The sequence below is a fragment of the Pseudoalteromonas sp. MMG010 genome, from assembly GCF_018100905.1.
Lineage (GTDB): Bacteria > Pseudomonadota > Gammaproteobacteria > Enterobacterales > Alteromonadaceae > Pseudoalteromonas.
On sequence record NZ_JAGJEG010000010.1, the window covers coordinates 44,647 to 66,049 of the forward strand.

The 21,403-nt window shown below is 38.3% G+C and carries 17 protein-coding genes; 13 read left to right on the forward strand and 4 right to left on the reverse strand.

All coding sequences use genetic code 11. From position 1 onward, the window contains the following. Window positions 1-40 precede the first annotated feature (40 nt). The 3 genes from J8L70_RS11560 (at window position 41) to J8L70_RS11570 (ending at window position 4,388) form a co-directional block, all read left to right on the forward strand. On the forward strand, window positions 41-1,204 hold the full coding sequence (locus tag J8L70_RS11560; protein ID WP_211055743.1) for a DUF1343 domain-containing protein: 1,164 nt from the start codon (window positions 41-43) through the stop codon (window positions 1,202-1,204). Between the two features lie 9 nt (window positions 1,205-1,213). Then, on the forward strand, window positions 1,214-2,833 hold the full coding sequence (gene pbp4b / locus J8L70_RS11565; RefSeq protein WP_211055744.1) for a penicillin binding protein PBP4B: 1,620 nt from the start codon (window positions 1,214-1,216) through the stop codon (window positions 2,831-2,833). Window positions 2,834-3,011: 178 nt separating this feature from the next. Beyond that, the gene (locus tag J8L70_RS11570) at window positions 3,012-4,388 is read left to right on the forward strand and encodes a Na+/H+ antiporter NhaC family protein (RefSeq protein ID WP_211055745.1); all 1,377 of its coding nucleotides are present in this window, start codon (window positions 3,012-3,014) and stop codon (window positions 4,386-4,388) included. Window positions 4,389-4,515: 127 nt separating this feature from the next. On the opposite strand, the gene J8L70_RS11575 is transcribed toward J8L70_RS11570, so the two are convergent. The 3 genes from J8L70_RS11575 to J8L70_RS11585 all read right to left on the reverse strand — a co-directional run bounded on the left by J8L70_RS11575 (window position 4,516) and on the right by J8L70_RS11585 (window position 10,431). Beyond that, entirely contained in the window at window positions 4,516-6,138 is a 1,623-nt protein-coding gene (locus J8L70_RS11575; protein ID WP_211055746.1) for a methyl-accepting chemotaxis protein, read from the reverse strand. A 337-nt stretch (window positions 6,139-6,475) separates the two neighbouring features. Continuing rightward, window positions 6,476-8,776 carry a TonB-dependent siderophore receptor gene (locus J8L70_RS11580; RefSeq protein ID WP_247664795.1) on the reverse strand — a complete coding sequence of 767 codons (2,301 nt, stop codon included), beginning with the start codon at window positions 8,774-8,776 and terminating at the stop codon, window positions 6,476-6,478. Window positions 8,777-8,880: 104 nt separating this feature from the next. Continuing rightward, complete coding sequence (locus J8L70_RS11585; protein WP_211055747.1) at window positions 8,881-10,431, reverse strand: PepSY-associated TM helix domain-containing protein; 1,551 nt, start codon at window positions 10,429-10,431, stop codon at window positions 8,881-8,883. 196 nt (window positions 10,432-10,627) lie between these two features. Here J8L70_RS11585 and J8L70_RS11590 point away from each other — a divergent pair, with 196 nt between their 5' ends. The 7 genes from J8L70_RS11590 to csrA all read left to right on the forward strand — a co-directional run bounded on the left by J8L70_RS11590 (window position 10,628) and on the right by csrA (window position 17,226). Then, window positions 10,628-11,134: a DUF3087 domain-containing protein gene (locus tag J8L70_RS11590; RefSeq protein ID WP_211055748.1), complete on the forward strand. Its 507-nt coding sequence runs from the start codon at window positions 10,628-10,630 to the stop codon at window positions 11,132-11,134. 28 nt (window positions 11,135-11,162) lie between these two features. After that, entirely contained in the window at window positions 11,163-11,612 is a 450-nt protein-coding gene (locus J8L70_RS11595; protein ID WP_211055749.1) for a low molecular weight protein-tyrosine-phosphatase, read from the forward strand. A gap of 150 nt (window positions 11,613-11,762) precedes the next feature. Further along, on the forward strand, window positions 11,763-12,386 hold the full coding sequence (ribA, locus tag J8L70_RS11600; RefSeq protein WP_211055750.1) for a GTP cyclohydrolase II: 624 nt from the start codon (window positions 11,763-11,765) through the stop codon (window positions 12,384-12,386). Window positions 12,387-12,474: 88 nt separating this feature from the next. Next, the gene (locus J8L70_RS11605) at window positions 12,475-13,263 is read left to right on the forward strand and encodes a BPSS1780 family membrane protein (protein WP_211055751.1); all 789 of its coding nucleotides are present in this window, start codon (window positions 12,475-12,477) and stop codon (window positions 13,261-13,263) included. Further along, on the forward strand, window positions 13,263-13,715 hold the full coding sequence (locus J8L70_RS11610) for a regulatory protein RecX (RefSeq protein ID WP_211055752.1): 453 nt from the start codon (window positions 13,263-13,265) through the stop codon (window positions 13,713-13,715). The genes J8L70_RS11605 and J8L70_RS11610 overlap by 1 nt, the downstream gene beginning before the upstream one ends. Before the next feature lie 19 nt (window positions 13,716-13,734). Further along, on the forward strand, window positions 13,735-16,335 hold the full coding sequence (gene alaS / locus J8L70_RS11615) for an alanine--tRNA ligase (RefSeq protein WP_211055753.1): 2,601 nt from the start codon (window positions 13,735-13,737) through the stop codon (window positions 16,333-16,335). A gap of 699 nt (window positions 16,336-17,034) precedes the next feature. Next, window positions 17,035-17,226 (forward strand): carbon storage regulator CsrA, encoded by a 192-nt coding sequence (gene csrA / locus J8L70_RS11620; protein WP_211055754.1) that lies wholly within the window; start codon window positions 17,035-17,037, stop codon window positions 17,224-17,226. 40 nt (window positions 17,227-17,266) lie between these two features. Here csrA and J8L70_RS11625 read toward each other — a convergent pair whose 3' ends face one another. After that, window positions 17,267-17,734, reverse strand: coding sequence for a YcxB family protein (locus tag J8L70_RS11625; RefSeq protein WP_211055755.1), 468 nt, complete (start codon window positions 17,732-17,734; stop codon window positions 17,267-17,269). A 481-nt stretch (window positions 17,735-18,215) separates the two neighbouring features. On the opposite strand from J8L70_RS11625, the gene J8L70_RS11630 reads away from it, so the two are divergent. Genes J8L70_RS11630 through J8L70_RS11640 form a run of 3 tightly spaced genes read left to right on the forward strand, consistent with a single transcriptional unit; the run spans window position 18,216 to window position 21,392 of the window. Further along, a complete protein-coding gene (locus tag J8L70_RS11630; protein WP_211055756.1) occupies window positions 18,216-18,461 on the forward strand; it encodes an OadG family transporter subunit in 246 nt (81 codons plus the stop codon). 11 nt (window positions 18,462-18,472) lie between these two features. Then, window positions 18,473-20,251: a sodium-extruding oxaloacetate decarboxylase subunit alpha gene (gene oadA, locus J8L70_RS11635; RefSeq protein ID WP_211055757.1), complete on the forward strand. Its 1,779-nt coding sequence runs from the start codon at window positions 18,473-18,475 to the stop codon at window positions 20,249-20,251. A gap of 10 nt (window positions 20,252-20,261) precedes the next feature. Then, window positions 20,262-21,392, forward strand: coding sequence for a sodium ion-translocating decarboxylase subunit beta (locus tag J8L70_RS11640; RefSeq protein ID WP_211055758.1), 1,131 nt, complete (start codon window positions 20,262-20,264; stop codon window positions 21,390-21,392). Window positions 21,393-21,403: the final 11 nt, after the last annotated feature.

A 21,403-nucleotide genomic window follows, 5' to 3' on the forward strand; every position in this document is an offset into this window, starting at 1 on the left:
TGACTGCACTTTTAAAACAGTGCGGTGGAAGGAATAACGAATGTATAAAGTAATACTTTATTGGCTAGCATTAATAATTAGCGTGTTGTTTATCACCAATGTGCACGCTCAGTTACCAATAATGGGTGCACAGCAATATCCCCTTTATTTACCGCAATTAAAAAATAAGCGGGTTGGGCTGGTGGTTAATCAAACATCACGCGTTAATAATATGCATTTAGTTGATGCTTTACTGGCAAAAGGAATTAATGTTGCAACCATATTTGCACCAGAGCATGGTTTTAGAGGCGATCATGATGCTGGGGCTATTGTCAGTAATGCGATTGATGATAAAACGGGTATTCCGCTTGTTTCAATTTATGGAAAAAATAAAAAGCCAAGTCCCGATGTGCTTAACAAGCTTGATATCATTATTTTTGATATTCAAGATGTAGGGGTGCGTTTTTACACATATATAAGTTCTATGCATTATATGATGGAAGGGGCCGCTGAGCAGGGTATTGAGTTTATGGTACTTGATAGACCCAACCCAAATATAGCTTATGTAGATGGCCCAATATTAGAGCCAGACTTTAAATCGTTTGTTGGCATGCATCCAATACCTGTGCTGCATGGAATGACCGTCGGTGAGCTTGCGTTTATGATTAAAGGTGAAAAGTGGATAAACCAAGCCTTTGATTTAAAACTAACGGTGATCCCTGTCGCTCACTATACCCGCCGTAGTCGTTATAGTTTACCTGTAAAGCCAAGCCCTAATTTACCCAACGATCAAGCAATTGCACTTTACCCTTCGCTTTGTTTTTTTGAGGCAACCCCGGTGAGCATTGGTCGTGGTACCGATTTCGCGTTTCAAGTTATTGGTTTTTCACCACAAAAATTGGGTGATTTTAGTTTTTCGGTACGTAGTATAAAGGGGGCGGCTGCTAATCCAAAGTTTAAAGACCAAACTGTTTATGGTCTTGATTTACGCCATTCATTAAGTGGCGGCTTAAATTTAAGTTATTTTATTAATGCGTATAAACAGTTATCTAAGCAAAACGTTAACTTTTTTCAGCGAGCTAACTTTATGGATAAACTAGCAGGAACCGATAAACTTCGCTTAGCGATTATGGCTGGGCAAAACGAGGTTCAAATTAAACAAAGTTGGCAAGCGGGATTGAATCAATTTAAACACCAGCGCACTCCTTACTTACTGTATCAATAAGGATAGAAGGTGAAAAAATCGATTTTAATACTTATTGTTGTTGGTTTATGTAGTGTCGTGTTTGGTTGTAGCAGCGATAACACGAGTCACTTAATTGAGCTTTCGAAGCGAGAGGATACGCAAGCACAGGTTATTGTTAATATTCCACAACGACACCCAAGTGATCGACAATATATAAATAACCGTGGTAGCTTTTATGGTTATTCTCAGCGTGGACAGGTAATAATAGATAATAAAAATGCGAACAGCGCCGATATTTTTATTAATGGTAAAAAGTTACAGTTTAACCAGGTATTAAAACCAAATCAGGTTTATCAATATGATATTTCAACGCTAACAAAAGATGGGCGTAATAATTTCCATATAGCCCATGTCAGCCCAGTGAGTGCACAATTGTCGCTACATTTTAATTATCCTAACTTGGCACATAAGCACGATAACACAATCGATTTTTCTAACGTTGATACGCTTATTAATAACGATATTAAGGCTGGATTTCCAGGGGCGGTACTGGCTGTAGTACATAAAGGAGAACTAATAAAATTAACGGCTTATGGTTATAGTAAAAAATATCAACAGCCAGGGGAATTATTAACACCCGCGCCAAAAATGCAAGTTGATACCTTATTTGATTTAGCTTCAAATACTAAAATATTTGCTACTAACTTAGCATTAATGAAACTTGTTACAGAGCAACGTTTAGATATTAATAAGCCGATTGCATTTTATTTACCCCAATACAAAGGCCAAGGGCGTGATTTACTCACGGTAAAAAACTTACTTACTCATACCAGTGGTTATCCTTCGGTATTTCATTTTTATAAAAAAGATAACCCATTGGGTACGTCGTTTTACTCACAAGACAGTGCGCTTACTAAACAGCTTATTTTAAATAAGTTACCGTATAAAAGTGACCACTCTGCGCATCATTACTCAGATATTAACTATGTCATGCTAGGGATGCTAATTGAGCATATTACCGGGCAATCATTAGATGATTACTTACAACAACAAATATATGGCCCACTTGGATTAACGCATACGGTTTTTAATCCGTTAAAAAATGGATTTAACGCCCAGCAATGTGCCGCCACAGAATTAAGAGGTAATACGCGAGATGGTCGCGTACAGTTTGAAAATATACGCACGGAGGTTATACAAGCCCAGGTGCATGATGAGCTTGCCTATTATTCATTAGGCGGCGTGGCAGGTCATGCAGGGTTATTTAGTAACGCTAAAGATTTAGCCGTATTATCTCAGATGCTATTAAATAAAGGGGGGTATAACAATAAAACGATACTCTCTGAGCAAGTATTATCACAGTTTTTAACTCCTCAGGTGAGCGACGAAACCTATGGTTTGGGTTTTCGTTTAGCAGGGACTCAACAATTAAGACGTTGGCATTTTGGCCCTTATGCAAGCCCACAGGCCTATGGCCATACAGGCTGGACAGGCACCGCAACAGTTATTGATCCTTACTACGATTTAGCTATTATTTTACTGACTAATGCACGTCATAGTGAAATTGCGGGCAATGCAAAACAGTATCAATTTATTGCCAAGCAATACGAAACAGCAAAGTATGGATCGGTTATCGCACTGGTCTACGAAGCACTATTAAATCATTAAGCTATCACATAGCTTAAATAATCATATCTAGTGGGCTTTTTTAAAGGTGACTTGAGCATGCCAATACTTTAAGCTAAGTGGTTTATAAAACTAAACAGTTTAAGCTATTTAGGCTTAATAAATGAGCGTAATAGCGCATATAAAGCGATACGTGTTCGCTAAAAATAAAGGTTAATTTATGTCTTGGTATTCTATTTTACCGCCGTTGATTGCTATTGCTATCGTATTTTGGCGCAAAGAAGTAATAATGGCGCTATTAGTGGCAGTTGCTTCATCCGAATTTTTATTAGCCATACAAGGCGAAGGAAATTCTATATTTGCAACGTTTTTAAATACCATAGAGCGTATCATTTCGGTGGCAAGCTCACCGGGCAATACCCGTATTTTAATTTTTAGTATAATGATTGGTGCATTACTTGCCTATATTCGTGAATCGGGAGGGGTGGCGGCCACTGTTAATTTTTTAATGAATAAAGGGGTTGCTAAAAGTAAGCGTCAAGTTGGCTTTTTAACAATGTTTACCGGTATCGTGGTATTTATCGAGTCAAACTTAAGTGTCTTAACTTCAGGGATTGTATCACGCGGTTTATTCGACAAGTTTAAAATGAGCCGTGCACGTCTTGCTTATATTATTGATAGCACCAGTGCGCCAGTGTGTATTTTAATATTACTTAATGGTTGGGGGGCTTTTGTATTAGGCTTACTAGGTAACTACGAGTTAAATGAAAGCGCTGTGTCGGTATTGTGGGGGAGTGTAGGGTATAATTTTTACGCCATAATCACCCTCGTTATTGTATTTTACACCATTGCGTTTGACAAAGTTCATGGCCCAATGAAAGACGCCGAGCAAAAGCTAGAGCTACAAAAAACCGAATTAAAAGAAGAAGTAAAAGGTTCTAAAGCCCGCTTTATGTTAGTGCCATTATTAACGCTTATAGTGAGTATGGTAGGCTTTATGTTTTACACTGGTAACGGTGAATTGGCACAGGGGAGTGGCTCTAAATCAGTATTATATGCAACCGTGTTGGCCATTGTCGTAGCGTATTGTTTAATGATTAGCTCACGTAAGTTTAGCCACCATGAATTAGTTGAAACCGGCTTTAAAGGCATGGGTGAGCTATTACCATTAGTGAGTATTGTGTTGCTATCACTTACTTTAGGTGCAAGTTTAAAAGAGCTGGGTACCGGTGTATTTGTAGCCTCGCTAGTGGGTGACTACCTTCCTATTTACCTAATTGTACCGGTACTGTTTTTAACCGGGGCGGTTATGTCGTTTACTACGGGAACATCGTGGGGCACATTTGCCATACTGATCCCCATTGGCGTACCTCTTATTCAAACCTTAGGGCTACCCCCCTCGCTTGTTGTTGGCGCCATTTTAGGCGGTGGTATCTTTGGCGATCATTGTTCGCCTATATCTGATACGAGCGCGGTGTCGGCGCTTGCCTCGGGGTGTGATTTACTTACTCATGTTAAAACACAGCTCCCTTATGCACTATTTGGTGGTGCACTGACGTTTATCGCTTACTTTGTTATAAGTATTATCGTGTTATAAATTATAAATACACGTATTTAAAAAACCACAAAGCCTGCTTAATCGCAGGCTTTGTGGTTAATGAAACAAATAATGTAGGGTTTATTTATTATGTGGGGATGTAAACATAACTTTTAGTAATTAAACATTACACTTTAAAACGTGCAACTAACGCATTAAGTTGGCTAGCAAATTGAGCGAGTTCGGTTGTTGCTATATTCATGTTTTCTGCACCAATACCAGTTTGATGAGACAATTCTTTTATTTCAATAACTTGCTTACTTACATCAGCGGCAACGGCATTTTGTTGCTCACTGGCACAAGCAATTTGCGAATTCATATCGATAATTTGATGGACCGCTTCTTTTATTTCTGACAATGATTGTTGTACATCAACGGTTTGGGTAACGATATTATCAGCGCGTTTGCGCCCTGTGAGCATTGCCTCAACGGATGCTTGCGCTTGCGCTTGTGCTTTGGTGATTCTTTCTTCTATTTCGGCTGTTGATTTTTGCGTATTCGATGCTAAGTTTCTAACCTCTCCAGCTACAACTGAAAAGCCTCGGCCAAATTCTCCGGCACGTGCAGCCTCTATTGCCGCATTGAGTGCCAGTAAATTGGTTTGCTCCGAAATCCCTTTAATAACAGCCAATATACCGGTTATATCTTGGGTGCTTTGTGCAAGTTCAGTAATAATAGCTGATGCCTTTTCAAGGTCATCCGATAGACTGGTGGCGCCAGTAAACGATTGCTCTGCTTTTAACGCACCTGCATCAACAAGTGTGCGAGCTGATTCACTCGCGTTGGCAGCAATATGGGTGCTACGTGCAACATCGGCAGTGGTTGCTTGCATTTGATTTATAGCCGTAGCAACTTGCTCAGTGGCTTTATCTTGTTCTAATAAATTATTTTTTGTTTGGGTGGATATTAAAGCAAGCGCTTCAGAGGCATTGGCTTGAGATGAAGCCGAGGTTGAAATTTCTGCCATCATGACTTTTAACTTTTTAACCATAAGTTGCATTGCAGAGTAAATGCCTGTTGCATGTTCTTTCTGATTAAAGTGCATGCTTAAGTCACCCTCGGCAATTTTATGTGTCAGTGTTTCTATTTCGCTAGGCTCTCCTCCAATGGGCTTTAAAATAGAGAGCGAAATACGCCATGTCAGAATAATGGCCAATATAATACCAACAAGCACTAAACACAGCAGATTAAAGATTGCCGATTTACCCTGAGTTAATGATTTATTTGTAAATTCGTTGGCTTTGTTGGCAGCAAATAACTCAAGCGCAAGGAGTTGTTCGTTTAATTGGGTTATATAATTATCGCCTTCTTGTTGGGATATGTTTATGCCTTTGTCGTATTCACCTTGCTTTATTAATGTAATGACTTTGTTTCTTATTGGAGTCCAAGCAATAAACTGTTGTTTAATAGCGTGTATTTCAGATTTATTACCAAGGTAACGTTCTTCAAGTACTGAAAAAAGTTGTAAGGTTTCTTGTTCTATTTCATTAATGTGTTGTGTTGTTTCGTTGATAGGCTTTGATGCATTTTTAGAAGTGATATCCTTCATTAGGTTGTCTATGGTGATAACATTTTTACCAATTTTGCTAATAGACACACTAACAGTAAAAGGATGCTTATATAGTAATTGTGTAAAGCTCGACAACATTTGCATTTCTTTTACTGCAAAGCCCGTCATAATTAATAAAATAGCAATAAGAATAAAGTAAGATGTTCCTAAACGCTTCCCTAATGACAAATTGTCGAACATATTATTTCCTAAATTGAATACTTAAAAATGACTTGATTATGATTAAAATACAAAAATAATGGGTCTATTATTTTATAAATTATATACCGTATTAAATAATAGACCGTAAGAGTGAAATAAAAATTCTATGCATGGCGATAATTTTGGATTAACAGCGTATAACGCAAATTTCATTAAAATGTGGGGATAATCAAGGTCGGTTATTTAGTTGGGTATAAAACGGGGCGCTATAATAGCGCAATTATCACCGGTAGCGATGATTATAGTTAGAGCTCGTTAAACAGGTAATTATCCTTTTTATAAAAAAGAATAATTACCTTATATTTAATGTTATTTGTTAAAAAGCAAAAGACACTGAAGCGACCACGGTTCGTGGGGTGCCAATATTGATTCTCAAATCACCACCACTTGCCGAATAATACTCTTCGTCAAACGCATTTTTTACAGCTAACTGCAATCTAACTGTGCCATCCGATCCTAAACCTGGCGTGGCAAGTGTATACCAAGCCGATAAATCAACGAGGTTATAGCCGTCTAATGTGTAAGTATTGCTATCATCACCAAATCTATCATCAACAAAGAAGTAACCGCCACCTAGGCCTAGACCTTCTAAAGCACCTCCTTGAAATTCGTATGATGCCCATATGTTAAATGTATTTTCGGCAACATTACGTGGCTTATTACCTTTAACACCGTCTACTTCTAGTTCTGCATCGGTAAATGCATAACCGGCTATGATATTCATGCCTTCAGTGGGTTGTCCTGAAATAGAGAGCTCAATCCCTTCTGAAGTTTGGCCATCTCGTAGCACGGCCACTCCATTTTCTGAAGTGAGCACGTTCGTTTTTTGAATGTCATAAACAGAAATACTAGATTGTAAGCGGCCTTCAAAAAACTCCGCCTTAACGCCTAATTCAAATTGTTCAGAATTTTCAGGGTCAAACTGCTCGGTATTGCTAACGTCGGTATCAGCAGCGCTATCGTTAGGTGCAAATGCTTCTGAATAACTAGCGAATATAGAGGCATTTGGCATTAGTTTATAGTTTATAGCCAATTGAGGAGAGAAAGCAGATGTTGCATCTAAATCAAAATCTACACCAGTACTTGCACCATTAGTGAATGCAGTAATGCCATCACTATAACCACTTTTAACTGAATCAAAACGGCCACCTATTAATACGCCTAACTTATCAGTTAATACTAAGTAGTCATTAATAAAAAATCCGTAATCTTCTGAAGTGAAAGTACGCCTTGCAAAGTCATCCGCATTTAAATCCGTTGGTAAATTACCATATACAGGGTTACTTATATCGAATAAGGGAATACCACTAAAACCAAATGCGGCAGGTAAACCATCTGAATTAACTGATTCTACAAAGTTATCTTTGCGTTCATAATCGCGGTAGCTTCCACCTATGGCTATTTTATGAGTAACGTTACCCGTTTGTATTTCACCTGTCACTATGGTGTTTAAATATAAAACATCAACGTCAGCATTTTGGTTACCGTCTGTTCTACGAATCAAGAAAACTTGATCTGTTGGATCATCAAATACACCCGTTAAGCCTTCATTTATATTTGTAGCAATATCTGCAGGGCTTTGAAACTCGATAAAACCATCATCGCTGATTGGGCCATCGGCATCAAAAACAGCAACAGCTAACGGTCTTGCTTGTAAATCATTAGCAGAGCTGGCTTCATAAGCTGCACTAAAGCGCATATTCCAATTGTCGCTTAATTCTTGCTCTACTGTTGCGTCAAAAAAGTTGAAGTTACTTTCGAATACTTCGTAGTCTTCACCAAAACGAGTTGATAGAGGGATATCAAGTAACTCATTTACGACAACTCGACCATCTAATGTTGGAACAGTGATTGTGCCTCGATCGAGTGGTCTTGATTCATCACGGTATTCGTATGATAAATTTAGGCGCGTTGTTGGCGCTAAATCAAAGGTACCTGAGATTGAAAGTGTGTCACGATCAATATCGGTAAAATCACGAAATGATTCAGCATCTTGTATAGAGCCTACAACACGAATAGCTGCATTTTCATTAATTGGCGTAGACCAATCAAGCAAAGCGAAACGGTCATTATATGAACCCAAGCGAGCCTCACCGGCAAAGCGCTCTTCAGCTAATGGCTTTTTAGTTGCAATATCAACAAGTCCACCAGGCTCTACTTGGCCGTAAGTGATTGATGCCGGACCTTTTACCACTTGGGTGTATTCAACATTAGATAGGTTCGTTTTAAAATTGGTCGCACGGCGAAAACCATCGCGGTATACGGTATTACGTCTAAATCCACGAATTAAAAAATCATCATTCGTGCCACCAAATCCATCACCGAGTGAAACACCTGGGGTGTTTCGTAATGCTTCAGCTAAATCGGTAATTTTTTGGTCCAAAATAAGTTGTTCAGGAATAATACTCACAACACGAGGCAGCTCTAAAAAGTCAACTGAGAAGCCAGTTAGAGATGATGATTCTTTGATCACATAACGAGATTGAGCAGTACCTGTTACACTTATTCTTTCAATATCATTATTTTGCGCTTGGTTATCAGTTGCATTTTGAGCATAGGCAAGTTGGCAACTACACATTAGCGTAGTTAATAGAAAAGCCTTTTTTTTATGTTTCATGTTATTCCTTAAGGTAATTATTTTTAAATCTATTTAGTAATGATAGTTATTTTCATTAAGGTTCTTGGCGTAGACCGGAACAATGTCATTATCAATTCAATTTTTTACAATACTTCTGTTATTTCTTGAGCTGTAGGGGGTTTATTTAATTTAAATGTATGATCGACACCCGAGGGAAATGTCACTTTTAATTTTAGGTTGTCGTAGTCCATGCTACTTTCATTTGGCAATACTTTTTGAAAAATCGTGGTAGAGGAAAACGTCTTAGGGTTTAGTTTAAAGCTATTGCCAAGTGTATCGATAGCATAGACCGACTCTATTATTGGAAAACCATGGGGGTGAGTAATATTCACTTTTAAGGTATCACTACTTTCACCTTTTTTTAAGGTGCCTATCATCGTAAATCCGTTAAAAAGCGCGTTACTTTTTGCTAAATATTGGCTCGGTTCTGGATTGTGATTCTCCTTCTTAACATAGATAAAACCGGCAACCATAACCAAAATTAAAATGGGAAATGTTTTAATTTGGGCAGTTGATAAACGAGCGCTTTTTAAGCGTTTATAAGTCATTAACACACCGGTGATTGACATCCCTGTTAGCATAATGCCAAAAATAAACCAAATAACTTTAGTAGTAAGCTTACCTAAATTACCAAAATGCAAAGGGTCAGCCGTTTCATTAATATAGGCAGCCGTAGACAGGTCTGTTGATTTTTGAACCTTAATTATTGAGCCGTCTTCGGGGTCAATAAATACACGGTTAGCACGTGAGCGGACCAATATATCGTTAGTATTACCAAGTACAGTAATTGCTTGAGATACCGAAGTGGGATATAAAATTTGCACCGGCTCCCAATTTGGGAAAGCGGCTTTTGCATTTTTTATAAATTCACTGGCTGGAATAATATCTAAAGTATCACCAAACTCTTGTATTCGTTCAATGCTAGGACCTGGGCGCGCAGGCTCAAAACTACTTTTAGCAACTAAAGAGCCAAACTCCACTAAGTACCAAATGGCAGTCACAACCATTAATATAATAAACCAAGTTGCCCAAATACCAGATACTTTATGTAAATCACTTAATACTACTCTGGCGCCTTGATTTGTACGAAAGCGCAGCGCTGATTTTTTTAGTCTGCCCGTGGTTTTTAAACCAGAATATAATGAAATTAAAAGTACAATAGCGAGTGAGCCGGTTATAGGTAAACCAATAAAGCTAGGCATAAAAAAGTAGCGATGTAAGTCTCTAAAAAAACGCTGAACAGTTAAAAAATCAGTGGTGCCAGTCACTTTCCCTGTCCATTGATTAATATGAACAAAGTAGCGGGTGCCATCGGCTCTTAAAAAAGTAGCTCGGTATGCAAAGTAGTCACTTTCACCTTCAGTGAAAATAGTTAACATGTCATCAGGGTTTGCCGCTGCTTTAACGTTTTTTTCTAATGTACCCCAAGGCACTTTTATTGTTGCGGGAGTCACCCGCATATCGTCTTGTATTAGCCAATCTATTTCGTGAGAAAGTGTTGCAATAGTCCCTGTTGCAAGTAATAGGGTCATTAAAAAAGCAAGATTAAAGCCCAACCAAGCATGAATATCGTATAACCGACGCTTTTTGTTTTTAGGTTTAGCTATGCAGTTTTCTGCATTATCTGTATTCATGAGATCCCTTAAATAAAAAGTCATCAGTTATATTGAGTGTAAAATCGCCGGCATAATAGTGTAAATAGCTATCATTAACAATTATATGAGATGAAATGTTATAAATTTGTGTTACTTGCTTATGCTAGAACAAACTCCTCGCTTTAGTTACAATGGTTAATTGATAAATTTTAGTGTTTAATTTTATTAGGCTGTTATGCAACTGATTCAAATTGATAAAGCGCGTTACCGAAAACATCTAAATCGTGTTATTGCAGGCTGTGCGGCGGGTCTTGCCGTAGGCAGTTTAGCTATTTCACAAACGTTTATTTTGTTATTTCCAGATGAAAGCGGTAGTCATTTTCATTGGAACTTAACCGGGGTGGTTATAAGTAGTTTAGCGATTGCGTGGTTGTTAAATAAATACCGTCATCACGACTTTATGACCGAAGTTGTGTATGTATGGGAGTTAAAGCAAGCGCTTAATAAAATAACGCGCAAAATGCCAAAATTAAAAGCAGCAGGGCGTGAAGGGCATGCCGATGCATTGCTCGCTATTCATTATAGTTATGCCGGTTCAAGGCTTTTATGGCAGTTAGACGATAATACAATTACATTAGATGATTTGGCGATTAAACAAACTGAGCTCGATAGTGTGGCCAGTAAATATAATCTTACGCTTAATGCCGATGATTATAATGACAATATTTTAAAACAGTTTTAGCGCTGTTTTTCGCAAATTGGAATCAACAATGAAAAAAATATTAATAGTTTGTTTGGGTAATATTTGTCGCTCGCCAACTGCTGAGGCTGTTTTAAAAGCCAGAGCGAATATATTAGGCGTTGCTATTGTTGTTGATTCAGCAGGTACTATTGGTTACCACGAAGGTAATCAGCCCGATTCTCGCTCTATGGCTGCAGGAGAAAAGCGAGGGTATAGCTTTAAAGGTATTACTTCGCGTAAGGTATGTAGCCATGATTTTGACGAATTTGATTTGATTTTAGCTGCAGATGAGCAAAATTTTGCAGATTTAAAAACATTGTGCTCCTCTCATTTTCACTACAAGCTGGCACTTTTTTTACAGTATGGTGAGCAAACGCAAAGTGCGATCCCTGATCCTTATTACGGTGGCAGTGATGGATTTGAAAAGGTACTTGATTTAATTGAAGCGGCAAGTGATAAAATTTTACAGAAAATTTAAATAAGTCGTGTTAATTCGCACACGCAATCGTTGAAAAAATAGAAAACCGTCGCCATATAGTTGGCATTACAGCTGTACTTCGACCTAACGTTAAACTTTTGTGATAGTATCACTTTATCGTGTTGAAGTTATTTAATTTTTGGATTTGTCGTGGCGCAAGTAAGAGCAAGAGTCCAACTTAGTGTTGGTAAAAATAGTGATATCCCCGCAGAGATAGTTTCATTTAGTGACCTAAAAGATGGTCAAGAGCATATTGCTATGGTGTTTAATAATGCGGATACCGAGCAAGATGTGCCGTTGATTCGTATGCACTCAGAATGTTTAACAGGCGATGTATTTCATTCATCGCGCTGTGATTGTGGTGAGCAACTAAATGAATGCATTGAAATGATGCATCAACAAGGTGGTGTTTTATTATACTTACGCCAAGAAGGTCGTGGTATTGGTTTGTATAACAAAATTGATGCGTATGTTTTACAATCTCAAGGCATGAACACCTACGAAGCAAATAACCATTTAGGATTTGCCGACGATTTACGGGATTTTTCTGATGCGGTATTAATGTTAAGTGCACTTAATGTAAGCCATGTGAAATTAATGACCAATAATCCTAAAAAAATAAATGCGTTAAAAGATGCGGGTATTCAAGTTGATGATGTGATTGGAACGCATGCTCATATCAAGGCGGGGCTTGCGGGAAATAAAGCGTATTTAGAAACCAAAATTAAGCATGGCTCGCACATGCTTGATATTAAAAAAATTAAAAAAAGTTAGTTTTCAGCTTATTTAATTACCTAATATCTATTAATCCTCCCTAGCGCCAAGTTATACTTGGCGTGTTTGTTTTATTTAAAGAGTGACTATGTCGACACCAATACGCGTTTTTAAAGCTGATGCCGGACTGAAGTGGTTCAAAGCAGGATTACTTATTTTTAAAACCCAGCCAATGACATTTATATTTATGCATTTGTTGATGGGTATTGCGGGTTTAATGTCGCTATTCTTTCCGTTTTTACAGGTTGCTGCTGCGCTGGCGGCTCCTTTTCTAACGGCTGGGTTTTATCAAGCTGTGCTGACTAAACAGCAAGGCGGTAAAATTATGCTGGTTGATATTCTTAAACCCTTTACGAATAAAGGGAATAGATTAGGCTTACTACGTTTGTCGTTATATCAAACAGGAGCGGGCATTTTAATGGCGCTATTTTCAAGCACATTATTTGGTGATGCTTTAGCCATTATGCAACAACCAAATATTGATCCTAATATTGCACTTGAACAAATGATAGCCAGTATTTCAATAGCCAACGTTATCTTATTTTTTGCCGTTATGTCGGTTTATATTTCGGCTTTTGCTTATGCTATTCCCCTGATTTACTTTAAACAAGAGCAACAGATAGTGAGAGCCCTTAAGCGCTCATTGGCGGTGTTTTATCATAATATTTTACCGCTATCAGTGTTTGGTGTTATTTGCGGTATTTTAATGTTTATTTCTTTGATGTTATCTATGCTGCCTCTGTTGATCTTAATGCCAATTTGCTACATTAGCTTCTTTGTATCTTATCAGGCTATTTTTATGCCGATAGTGCCACCGAGCGATGATGAAAACGTGAAACCGTTGAGTGCTGAACAAAGCGGGCGTTTTGATGCTTAATGGACGATAAATTAAAGCAAAAACATAAAAATTACGTGCTGTGGTTGTTAGGTCGCCAAGAGTATTCGCGCAAAGAACTAACACAAAAACTACAGCAGCGAGAAGCCAGCGAAGAATTTATCGAAGACTTATTAGATTGGTGTGAACAACACAATTTTATTAATGCGCAACGATACTGCGAAGGCTTTGTGAGAAAGCATATTTTTAAATGTCATGGTTTAAAGCGTATTCAAAGCGAAGCCATGGGCAAAGGGATTGACCGTTCTTTATTACAAAATGTAGTAGAGGAGCTTGAAATAGATTGGTTTGAGCTCGCGCAGGATGCGTACAACAAAAAGTATTCAACTACACCGGCAAACCTCGAATACAAAGAAAAAGCTAAGCGCGTGCGCTACTTAATGTATAGAGGTTTTAGCTATGAACAAATTGATTTTGCAATGCAAGCACAGTAAATACGGGTGAGATTTTCAAATGCAGCATATGACTACCGCACAACTTAGGCAACAGTTTTTAGACTTTTTTGCCAGTAAACAACACCAAATTGTTCCTTCAAGTTCTTTAATACCTGGTAACGATGCCACATTGTTATTTAATAATGCCGGTATGGTGCAATTTAAAGATGTATTTTTAGGCGCTGAATCACGCCCGTATACCCGTGCGACCAGTTCGCAGCGTTGTGTGCGTGCAGGTGGTAAACATAACGATTTAGAAAACGTGGGTTACACTGCGCGTCATCATACTTTTTTCGAAATGTTAGGTAACTTTAGTTTTGGTGATTACTTCAAGCAAGATGCGATTAAGTTTGCTTGGCAGTTTTTAACCGAGGTTGTAAAACTACCACAAGAAAAACTGTTGGTAACTATTTACCACGATGACGAAGAAGCATACGGTTTTTGGTCTAATGATGTTGGTTTAAGCGATGATCGTATTATTCGTATTGCGACCTCTGATAACTTTTGGTCGATGGGTGATACTGGTCCGTGTGGTCCTTGTTCAGAAATATTTTATGACCATGGCGAAGATATTTGGGGTGGGCCTCCAGGCTCTCCAGAAGAAGATGGCGATCGTTTTATCGAAATTTGGAACCTGGTATTTATGCAATATAACCGTCAAAGCGACGGTACAATGGAGCCATTACCAAAACAATCGGTAGACACCGGGATGGGCCTTGAGCGTATTGCGGCTATTTTACAAGGTGTGCATTCAAACTATGAAATTGATTTATTTCAAGGTTTAATTGCCGCAGCTGCTGTGGTAACTAACGCACAAGATATGGACGATAAGTCGTTACGAGTGGTTGCCGATCATATTCGTTCGTGTGCGTTTTTAATTTCAGATGGTGTTATGCCTTCAAATGAAGGACGTGGTTATGTGCTGCGTCGTATAATACGCCGTGCTGTACGTCATGGTAATAAGTTAGGCGCTAAAGGGGCATTTTTCTATAAATTAGTGGCAGCACTTATTGAGCAAATGGGCCAAGCGTATCCAGAGCTTGCTAAGCAACAAGAAATCATCGAAAAAGTACTTCGTATTGAAGAAGAGCAATTTGGTAAAACTCTTGAACGTGGTTTAGCTATTTTAGAAGACAGTTTAACTGAGCTTAAAGGCGATGTGATCCCAGGGGATTTAGTCTTTAAACTTTATGATACTTATGGTTTCCCGGCAGATTTAACCGCCGATGTAGCGCGTGAGCGTCAAATGACCATTGATCATCAAGGTTTTGAGCAGTGCATGGCGGTGCAGCGTAAAAAAGCGCAGCAGGCTGGTAAATTTGGTGCCGATTATAACGAACAGTTAAAGTCAGAAAAGCACACAGATTTTAAAGGCTACGATAGCATTGAATATAGTGCAACCGTGGTTGAGGTATTTGCACAAGGTCAAGCTGTGTCAATACTTGAAGATGGACAAGAAGGCATTGTCGTTCTTGACCGTACACCATTTTATGCCGAATCGGGTGGTCAGGCTGGCGATACTGGTGTTATCACCGTCGCTGGTGGCGAATTTAATGTAAGCAACACTACAAAGCTGGGTAATGCATTTGCTCATCATGGCCGTATTCAAGGGCGTATTGGTGTGAATGATAAAGTTGAAGCAAGCATTGATGATGCTCGCCGTGACAGCATTAAAAAGAATCATACTGCGACTCACATCTTACACGAAGCATTACGCCAGCGTTTAGGTGAGCATGTAAATCAAAAAGGCTCTTTAGTTCAAGCTGAGCGTTTACGTTTTGATTTCTCTCACTTTGAGGGGATGACAAAAGACGAGCTACAAGATATTGAACGTGTCGTTAATGATGAAATTCGTCGTAACTTTGCACTTAATACTGAGTTAATGGCTATTGATGATGCTAAAGCTAAAGGTGCAATGGCGCTATTTGGTGAAAAATACGATGACGAAGTGCGTGTTGTTACTATCGGTGATTATTCTATAGAGCTTTGTGGTGGTACCCATGTTGAACGTGCTGGAGATATTGGTTTGTTCAAAATCGTATCTGAAAGTGGTATTGCCGCGGGTATTCGTCGAATTGAAGCGGTGACCGGTGCACACGCGATTGCGTATGTTGCGCAACAAGAGCAACAGCTTAATGATGTTGCTGCTTTAGTTAAAGGTGATAGTGCGTCAGTACTTGAAAAAGTAACAGCGTTACTTGAAAAATCTAAAGGGCTTGAAAAACAAATTGCTCAGTTAAACGATAAACTGGCAAGTGCTGCAGGTGCCTCGTTACTTGATTCTGTTGTTGAGATTAATGGTGTGAAATTGTTAGTCGCCAATGTTGAAGGGACTGAATCAAAAGCATTACGTGGCATGGTAGATGATCTTAAAAACAAAATTGACTCAGGTGTTATTGCATTAGGTGTAGCCAGTGGCGATAAAGTTAGCCTTATTGCAGGTGTTACAAAAGACTTAACGGCTAAAGTAAAAGCGGGAGAGTTGGTTAATCACATGGCGGGGCAAGTCGGCGGTAAAGGCGGTGGTCGTCCTGATATGGCACAAGCCGGTGGTTCACAACCCGAAAACTTAACCACAGCGCTTGATAGCGTGACAGCATGGTTAAGTGAAAAGTTATAATTTACAGCTTTAGTGAGTATTTTTATTTAAAACACATTATTTAGATTAGTTTTAAATTTATATAACACTTATTAGCTAAAAACATAAAAAGCGGTATTTTTTAATACCGCTTTTTTAATGCGAGTTAATTAGCTAAAGCACAAAAGCGGTAATAAATAAAACGATCGATTTTTAACCTGTCTTCGTAAATATTAATCAGCAAAGTTATTAACTTGAAAGTGAAGTAAGATTATCAATTTTTGAAATTTGAGCTACTCTATTAATTGTACCTATTAAAGTGCTTTATCTTTAATTTATATGAAACTTTTTATTTGAATGGTCATCATAAGATTGTGATTAAATTTATTTTTAAATCAGCTTTAATTTTTGTTGGTACAGTAATTTAATGATTTTTTATACTGAATATAATAAATATGTAAGTACTAAGCCAATCAACTTTTAAGTCGTAAAGCTTTGCCGTTATATTTGGGGTGTTAACTAAAATAGTGATATAGATGTGTTACTCACTATTAGTTAATAAATTTAAATGAGAGGTTGTATTTTAACCATTTAAAGCCCTGTTTTAATGCTTTTAGGCAAAGTTTTGGTGTTTTTAATTAAAAACACATTAGTTGAGTATTTTTACTTACTTTTTAGCCTAAATTTCATTAGTATGTTTACGCGGAATCTTATAATTTTTTGGAAAATGGGAGCAATAGAATGCTAATACTAACTCGTAGAGTGGGTGAAACCCTAATGATCGGTGACGAAGTGACAGTGACTGTTTTAGGTGTTAAGGGAAATCAAGTACGTATTGGTGTAAATGCACCAAAAGACGTTTCAGTGCATCGTGAAGAAATTTATATGCGTATACAAGCTGAAAAGTCTAACCCCAGCCAGGGCAATGCTTAATCATATTAAAGTGTTTTCACTTTAATAAAAAAGCCACTCATTATTGAGTGGCTTTTTTGTTTATAAAATCGAGTATTTCAGTGGTGAGTATTTGCTTTGAAATATACTGCATTGTTTTACTGTTTTTTAAGATGATCCCTTGGTCGGTATCAATAATGCTATTGATTTCATCCCATTTTAATTGGTAGTTTTTGTAATGGTTTTCGCTGCTTATACCTTGCTCATTAAAAATAAGTGTCACTTTTGAACCCGATGCTCTACTTAGCATTTGTCTGGTTACCCACCATGGCTGGCGATAATAAAAAGACACGCACTCTAAAACAGCAAGCATAATTAAAAAACTGCCAAGGTAGTGATCGTTTAAGCCATATATACCAAATAAACCCAGTGTAACGAGTAGCATAAGTAAAAAGTACTTTGGTTTTGCTTGTTTGCTATAAGGTAAAGACTGTTCAAAACATTCTTTATAGTAGGGCTTATCAAGTATATAACTGGTTGTAAATTCCATGGTGTTCGCTTTTAAAACATTTTGAGTATTCTAGCAATTTATAATCAAAAAATCTTTGCTAGCAGCGGTTTTTAATAATCTGAAATCTAACTATTGCGTTGTTATAAGTGTAAATAAATGAGCGATACACGTTTTTGTTAGTTTTACTGATATTAATTCTTATAAATGGTAATACCAATTTACAATTTGTATTTATTTACTCTGTTTTTTTACTTCACTTTATGTTCAGTCGTGTTTGATATTTTTACACTTTGGTAGTTATTATAACTTTTAACTATACATGTTATTTTTATCGTCTATATCCTTTCATTAATGCCTTATTTTTACAGTGTTAATTTATTTTTGCTTATGTTACTTTTGTGTTTATTGGTTTTACCAATTTACACAAAGGTAGACAAAGTGAAGTGTTTTGATACTATTCTGTAAACAAATATTTAAAAATACAACTTTTTAATACGATACTGGGTTTGAGGGGTAAATCATGGATATTGGTGCAGTACTGGCAACCGCTGGGAACTTAATGCTGACAGGCATGATAGGTGTGTTTGTATTTCTTTCGATATTAATTGGTGCAGTTAAATTAATGTCTCATTTAGTTGCTCGTTTTGAGCAACCTGAGTCTGAATCTTCTGCTTATTCACCTTCAATACAAACACAAGGTGTGCCAAAAGGCCACATCGCTGCAATTAGTGCTGCTATCGCTCAGTACAAAGCTAACAATAATTAAGGGGCACACACATGGCTAAATTAAAATTAACAGAACTGGTACTTCGCGATGCTCACCAATCGCTGCTTGCAACTCGCATGCGCTTAGACGATATGTTACCAATGGCAAAAAATCTTGATGACGCCGGGTATTGGTCTATTGAATCGTGGGGGGGCGCGACCTTTGATTCGTGTATTCGTTATTTAGGCGAAGATCCTTGGGAACGTATCCGTGCGCTTAAAAAAGCAATGCCTAACACACCACAACAAATGCTATTACGTGGACAAAACTTACTCGGCTACCGCCATTATGCTGATGATGTTGTTGAAAAGTTTGTAGAGCGAGCTCATAAAAACGGGGTTGATGTATTTCGTATTTTTGATGCCATGAATGATGTGCGAAACTTAGAAACCGCAATTAAAGCGGCTGTAAAGGTGGGGGCACATGCACAAGGGACTATTTCATATACAGTGAGCCCTGTTCATACACTTGATATGTGGTTAACACTTGCAAAGCAACTTGAAGAGCTTGGCTGTCACTCGATTTGTATTAAAGATATGGCCGGTTTATTAAAGCCATACGATGCAGAAAAGTTAATTAAAGGGCTTAAAGAAACCGTATCTATTCCAATTGCGATGCAATGTCATGCAACAACCGGTTTAAGTACCGCTACGTATCAAAAAGCGATTGATGCCGGTATTGATATGCTTGATACCGCTATTTCGTCAATGAGTATGACTTATGGGCACTCTGCTACCGAAACGATTGTATCAATCGTTGAAGGTACTGAGCGAGATACTGGTCTTGATTTAAATCAACTAGAAGAAATAGCCGCTTATTTTAGAGATGTTCGTAAAAAGTACTCCGCTTTTGAAGGTAGCCTTAAAGGGGTCGATGGTCGTATTTTATTAGCACAAGTGCCTGGTGGCATGTTAACTAATATGGAAAACCAATTAAAAGAACAAGGTGCTGCGGATAAGTTAAATGATGTACTACTAGAAATTCCACGAGTACGTGAAGATTTAGGGTTTATTCCATTGGTGACACCCACATCGCAAATTGTAGGCACACAAGCGGTACTTAACGTGTTAACGGGTGAACGTTATAAAACGATTACCAAAGAAACTGCTGGCGTGTTAAAAGGCGAATACGGTGCAACACCTGCGCCGATGAATAAAGAATTACAAGAACGAGTGCTTGATGGCAAAGAGGTTATTACATGTCGCCCTGCTGATATTATTGAACCTGAATTAGCAGTACTTGAAGATGAATTAGTTAATGCAGCAAAAGAGCAAGGCATTACATTAGCCGATGAGCAAATTGATGATGTACTCACCTATGCGTTATTTCCTCAAATTGGCTTGAAATTCCTTAAAAATCGTCACAACCCAGATGCATTTGAAGCTTTACCTAGTGCTGCAAGTGAAGCGCCGGCTGAATCAGCAAAACCGGCTGCTAATAGCGGTGTTGAGGCACAGCAGTACAGTGTCAAAGTTGATGGTAAAGTTTACGATGTTGTTGTTGCTCAAGGTGGTGAATTAAAAGAAGTATCATTAAAAGATTCTGAGCATTTACCCCAGTCAGCTTCGGTTGCTTCGGGCGAAACACTTAATGCTCCTCTTGCCGGTAATATCTTTAAAGTGAAGGTAAAACCAGGGCAAGTTGTGAATGAAGGCGATGTTGTGATCATTATGGAAGCGATGAAAATGGAAACAGAAGTACGTGCGATGCATACTGGCACCGTCGCTGATGTGTTAGTAAGTGAAGGCGATTCGGTGACAACCGGTGAAGCCATGATAGCGCTGGCATAAGGGGAGTATAATGGAAGGTCTATTAAACCTTTGGCATGCTACTGGTATTGCTAATTTTTCTATCCCTGCGCTTATTATGATTGCTGTAGGGTGCTTATTATTGTTTTTAGCTATTGCTAAAAACTTTGAACCACTGCTGTTATTACCCATAGGTTTTGGTGCTATTTTAACGAATATTCCTGTGGCAGGCATGTCAGATCCTGGCGGGTTATTATATGCCGTTTATCATGTCGGTATTGATACGGGAATTTTTCCTCTTTTAATTTTTATGGGGGTCGGTGCACTCACAGACTTTAGTGCATTGATTGCCAATCCGCGTATGTTATTACTGGGTGCAGCTGCTCAGTTTGGTATTTTTGCCACTTTATTTGGTGCAATTTTACTTAACTTTGTACCAGGGTTTGAGTTTAGTTTACAAGATGCTTCTGCGATTGCGATTATCGGGGGGGCAGATGGGCCAACAGCTATCTTTTTAGCATCCAAATTGGCTCCTGACTTGTTAGGTGCAATTGCGGTTGCGGCCTATTCTTATATGGCATTAGTACCCATTATTCAGCCTCCTATTATGCGCGCTTTTACGACAGTTGAAGAACGTAAAATAGAAATGCCGCAGTTACGTAAGGTATCTAAAAAGGAAAAAATTGTATTTCCATTAATGGTATTAACGTTAACGGCTATCTTTTTACCGGCTGCAATTCCATTGGTGGGCATGTTTTGTTTAGGTAACTTAATGAAAGAGTCGGGCGTTGTTGACAGATTAAGTAACAGTGCACAAAACGAGATCATTAATATTACGACTATCTTTTTAGGTTTAGCGGTCGGCTCTAAGTTGGCAGCTGATAAATTTTTAACAGTAGAGACATTAGGTATTTTGGTTCTTGGTGCATTAGCATTTGCTATTGGCACAGCATCGGGCGTGTTTATGGCTAAGGGGCTTAACAAAATATCGAAAACGCCAATTAATCCATTAATAGGGGCCGCAGGCGTATCGGCGGTACCGATGGCTGCTCGAGTTGTTAATAAAGTAGGGCTTGAAAGTAACCCGCATAATTTCTTATTGATGCATGCAATGGGACCTAATGTAGCTGGGGTACTGGGAAGTGCTGTTGCTGCAGGGATATTATTAGCTTTGGTTGGTTAACTCCCTAGATT

Excerpts from the sequence above, each read along its gene's own strand:
- csrA (WP_211055754.1), top strand. The coding sequence starts at position 17,035 with ATGCTAATACTAACTCGTAGAGTGGGTGAAACCCTAATGATCGGTGAC.
- J8L70_RS11590 (WP_211055748.1), top strand. The coding sequence starts at position 10,628 with ATGCAACTGATTCAAATTGATAAAGCGCGTTACCGAAAACATCTAAAT.
- J8L70_RS11610 (WP_211055752.1), top strand. The coding sequence starts at position 13,263 with ATGGACGATAAATTAAAGCAAAAACATAAAAATTACGTGCTGTGGTTG.
- oadA (WP_211055757.1), top strand. The coding sequence starts at position 18,473 with ATGGCTAAATTAAAATTAACAGAACTGGTACTTCGCGATGCTCACCAA.
- alaS (WP_211055753.1), top strand. The coding sequence starts at position 13,735 with ATGCAGCATATGACTACCGCACAACTTAGGCAACAGTTTTTAGACTTT.
- J8L70_RS11580 (WP_247664795.1), bottom strand. The coding sequence starts at position 8,776 with ATGAAACATAAAAAAAAGGCTTTTCTATTAACTACGCTAATGTGTAGT.
- J8L70_RS11585 (WP_211055747.1), bottom strand. The coding sequence starts at position 10,431 with ATGAATACAGATAATGCAGAAAACTGCATAGCTAAACCTAAAAACAAA.
- J8L70_RS11630 (WP_211055756.1), top strand. The coding sequence starts at position 18,216 with ATGGATATTGGTGCAGTACTGGCAACCGCTGGGAACTTAATGCTGACA.
- J8L70_RS11595 (WP_211055749.1), top strand. The coding sequence starts at position 11,163 with ATGAAAAAAATATTAATAGTTTGTTTGGGTAATATTTGTCGCTCGCCA.
- J8L70_RS11640 (WP_211055758.1), top strand. The coding sequence starts at position 20,262 with ATGGAAGGTCTATTAAACCTTTGGCATGCTACTGGTATTGCTAATTTT.
- J8L70_RS11575 (WP_211055746.1), bottom strand. The coding sequence starts at position 6,138 with ATGTTCGACAATTTGTCATTAGGGAAGCGTTTAGGAACATCTTACTTT.
- J8L70_RS11570 (WP_211055745.1), top strand. The coding sequence starts at position 3,012 with ATGTCTTGGTATTCTATTTTACCGCCGTTGATTGCTATTGCTATCGTA.
- J8L70_RS11560 (WP_211055743.1), top strand. The coding sequence starts at position 41 with ATGTATAAAGTAATACTTTATTGGCTAGCATTAATAATTAGCGTGTTG.
- J8L70_RS11625 (WP_211055755.1), bottom strand. The coding sequence starts at position 17,734 with ATGGAATTTACAACCAGTTATATACTTGATAAGCCCTACTATAAAGAA.
- J8L70_RS11605 (WP_211055751.1), top strand. The coding sequence starts at position 12,475 with ATGTCGACACCAATACGCGTTTTTAAAGCTGATGCCGGACTGAAGTGG.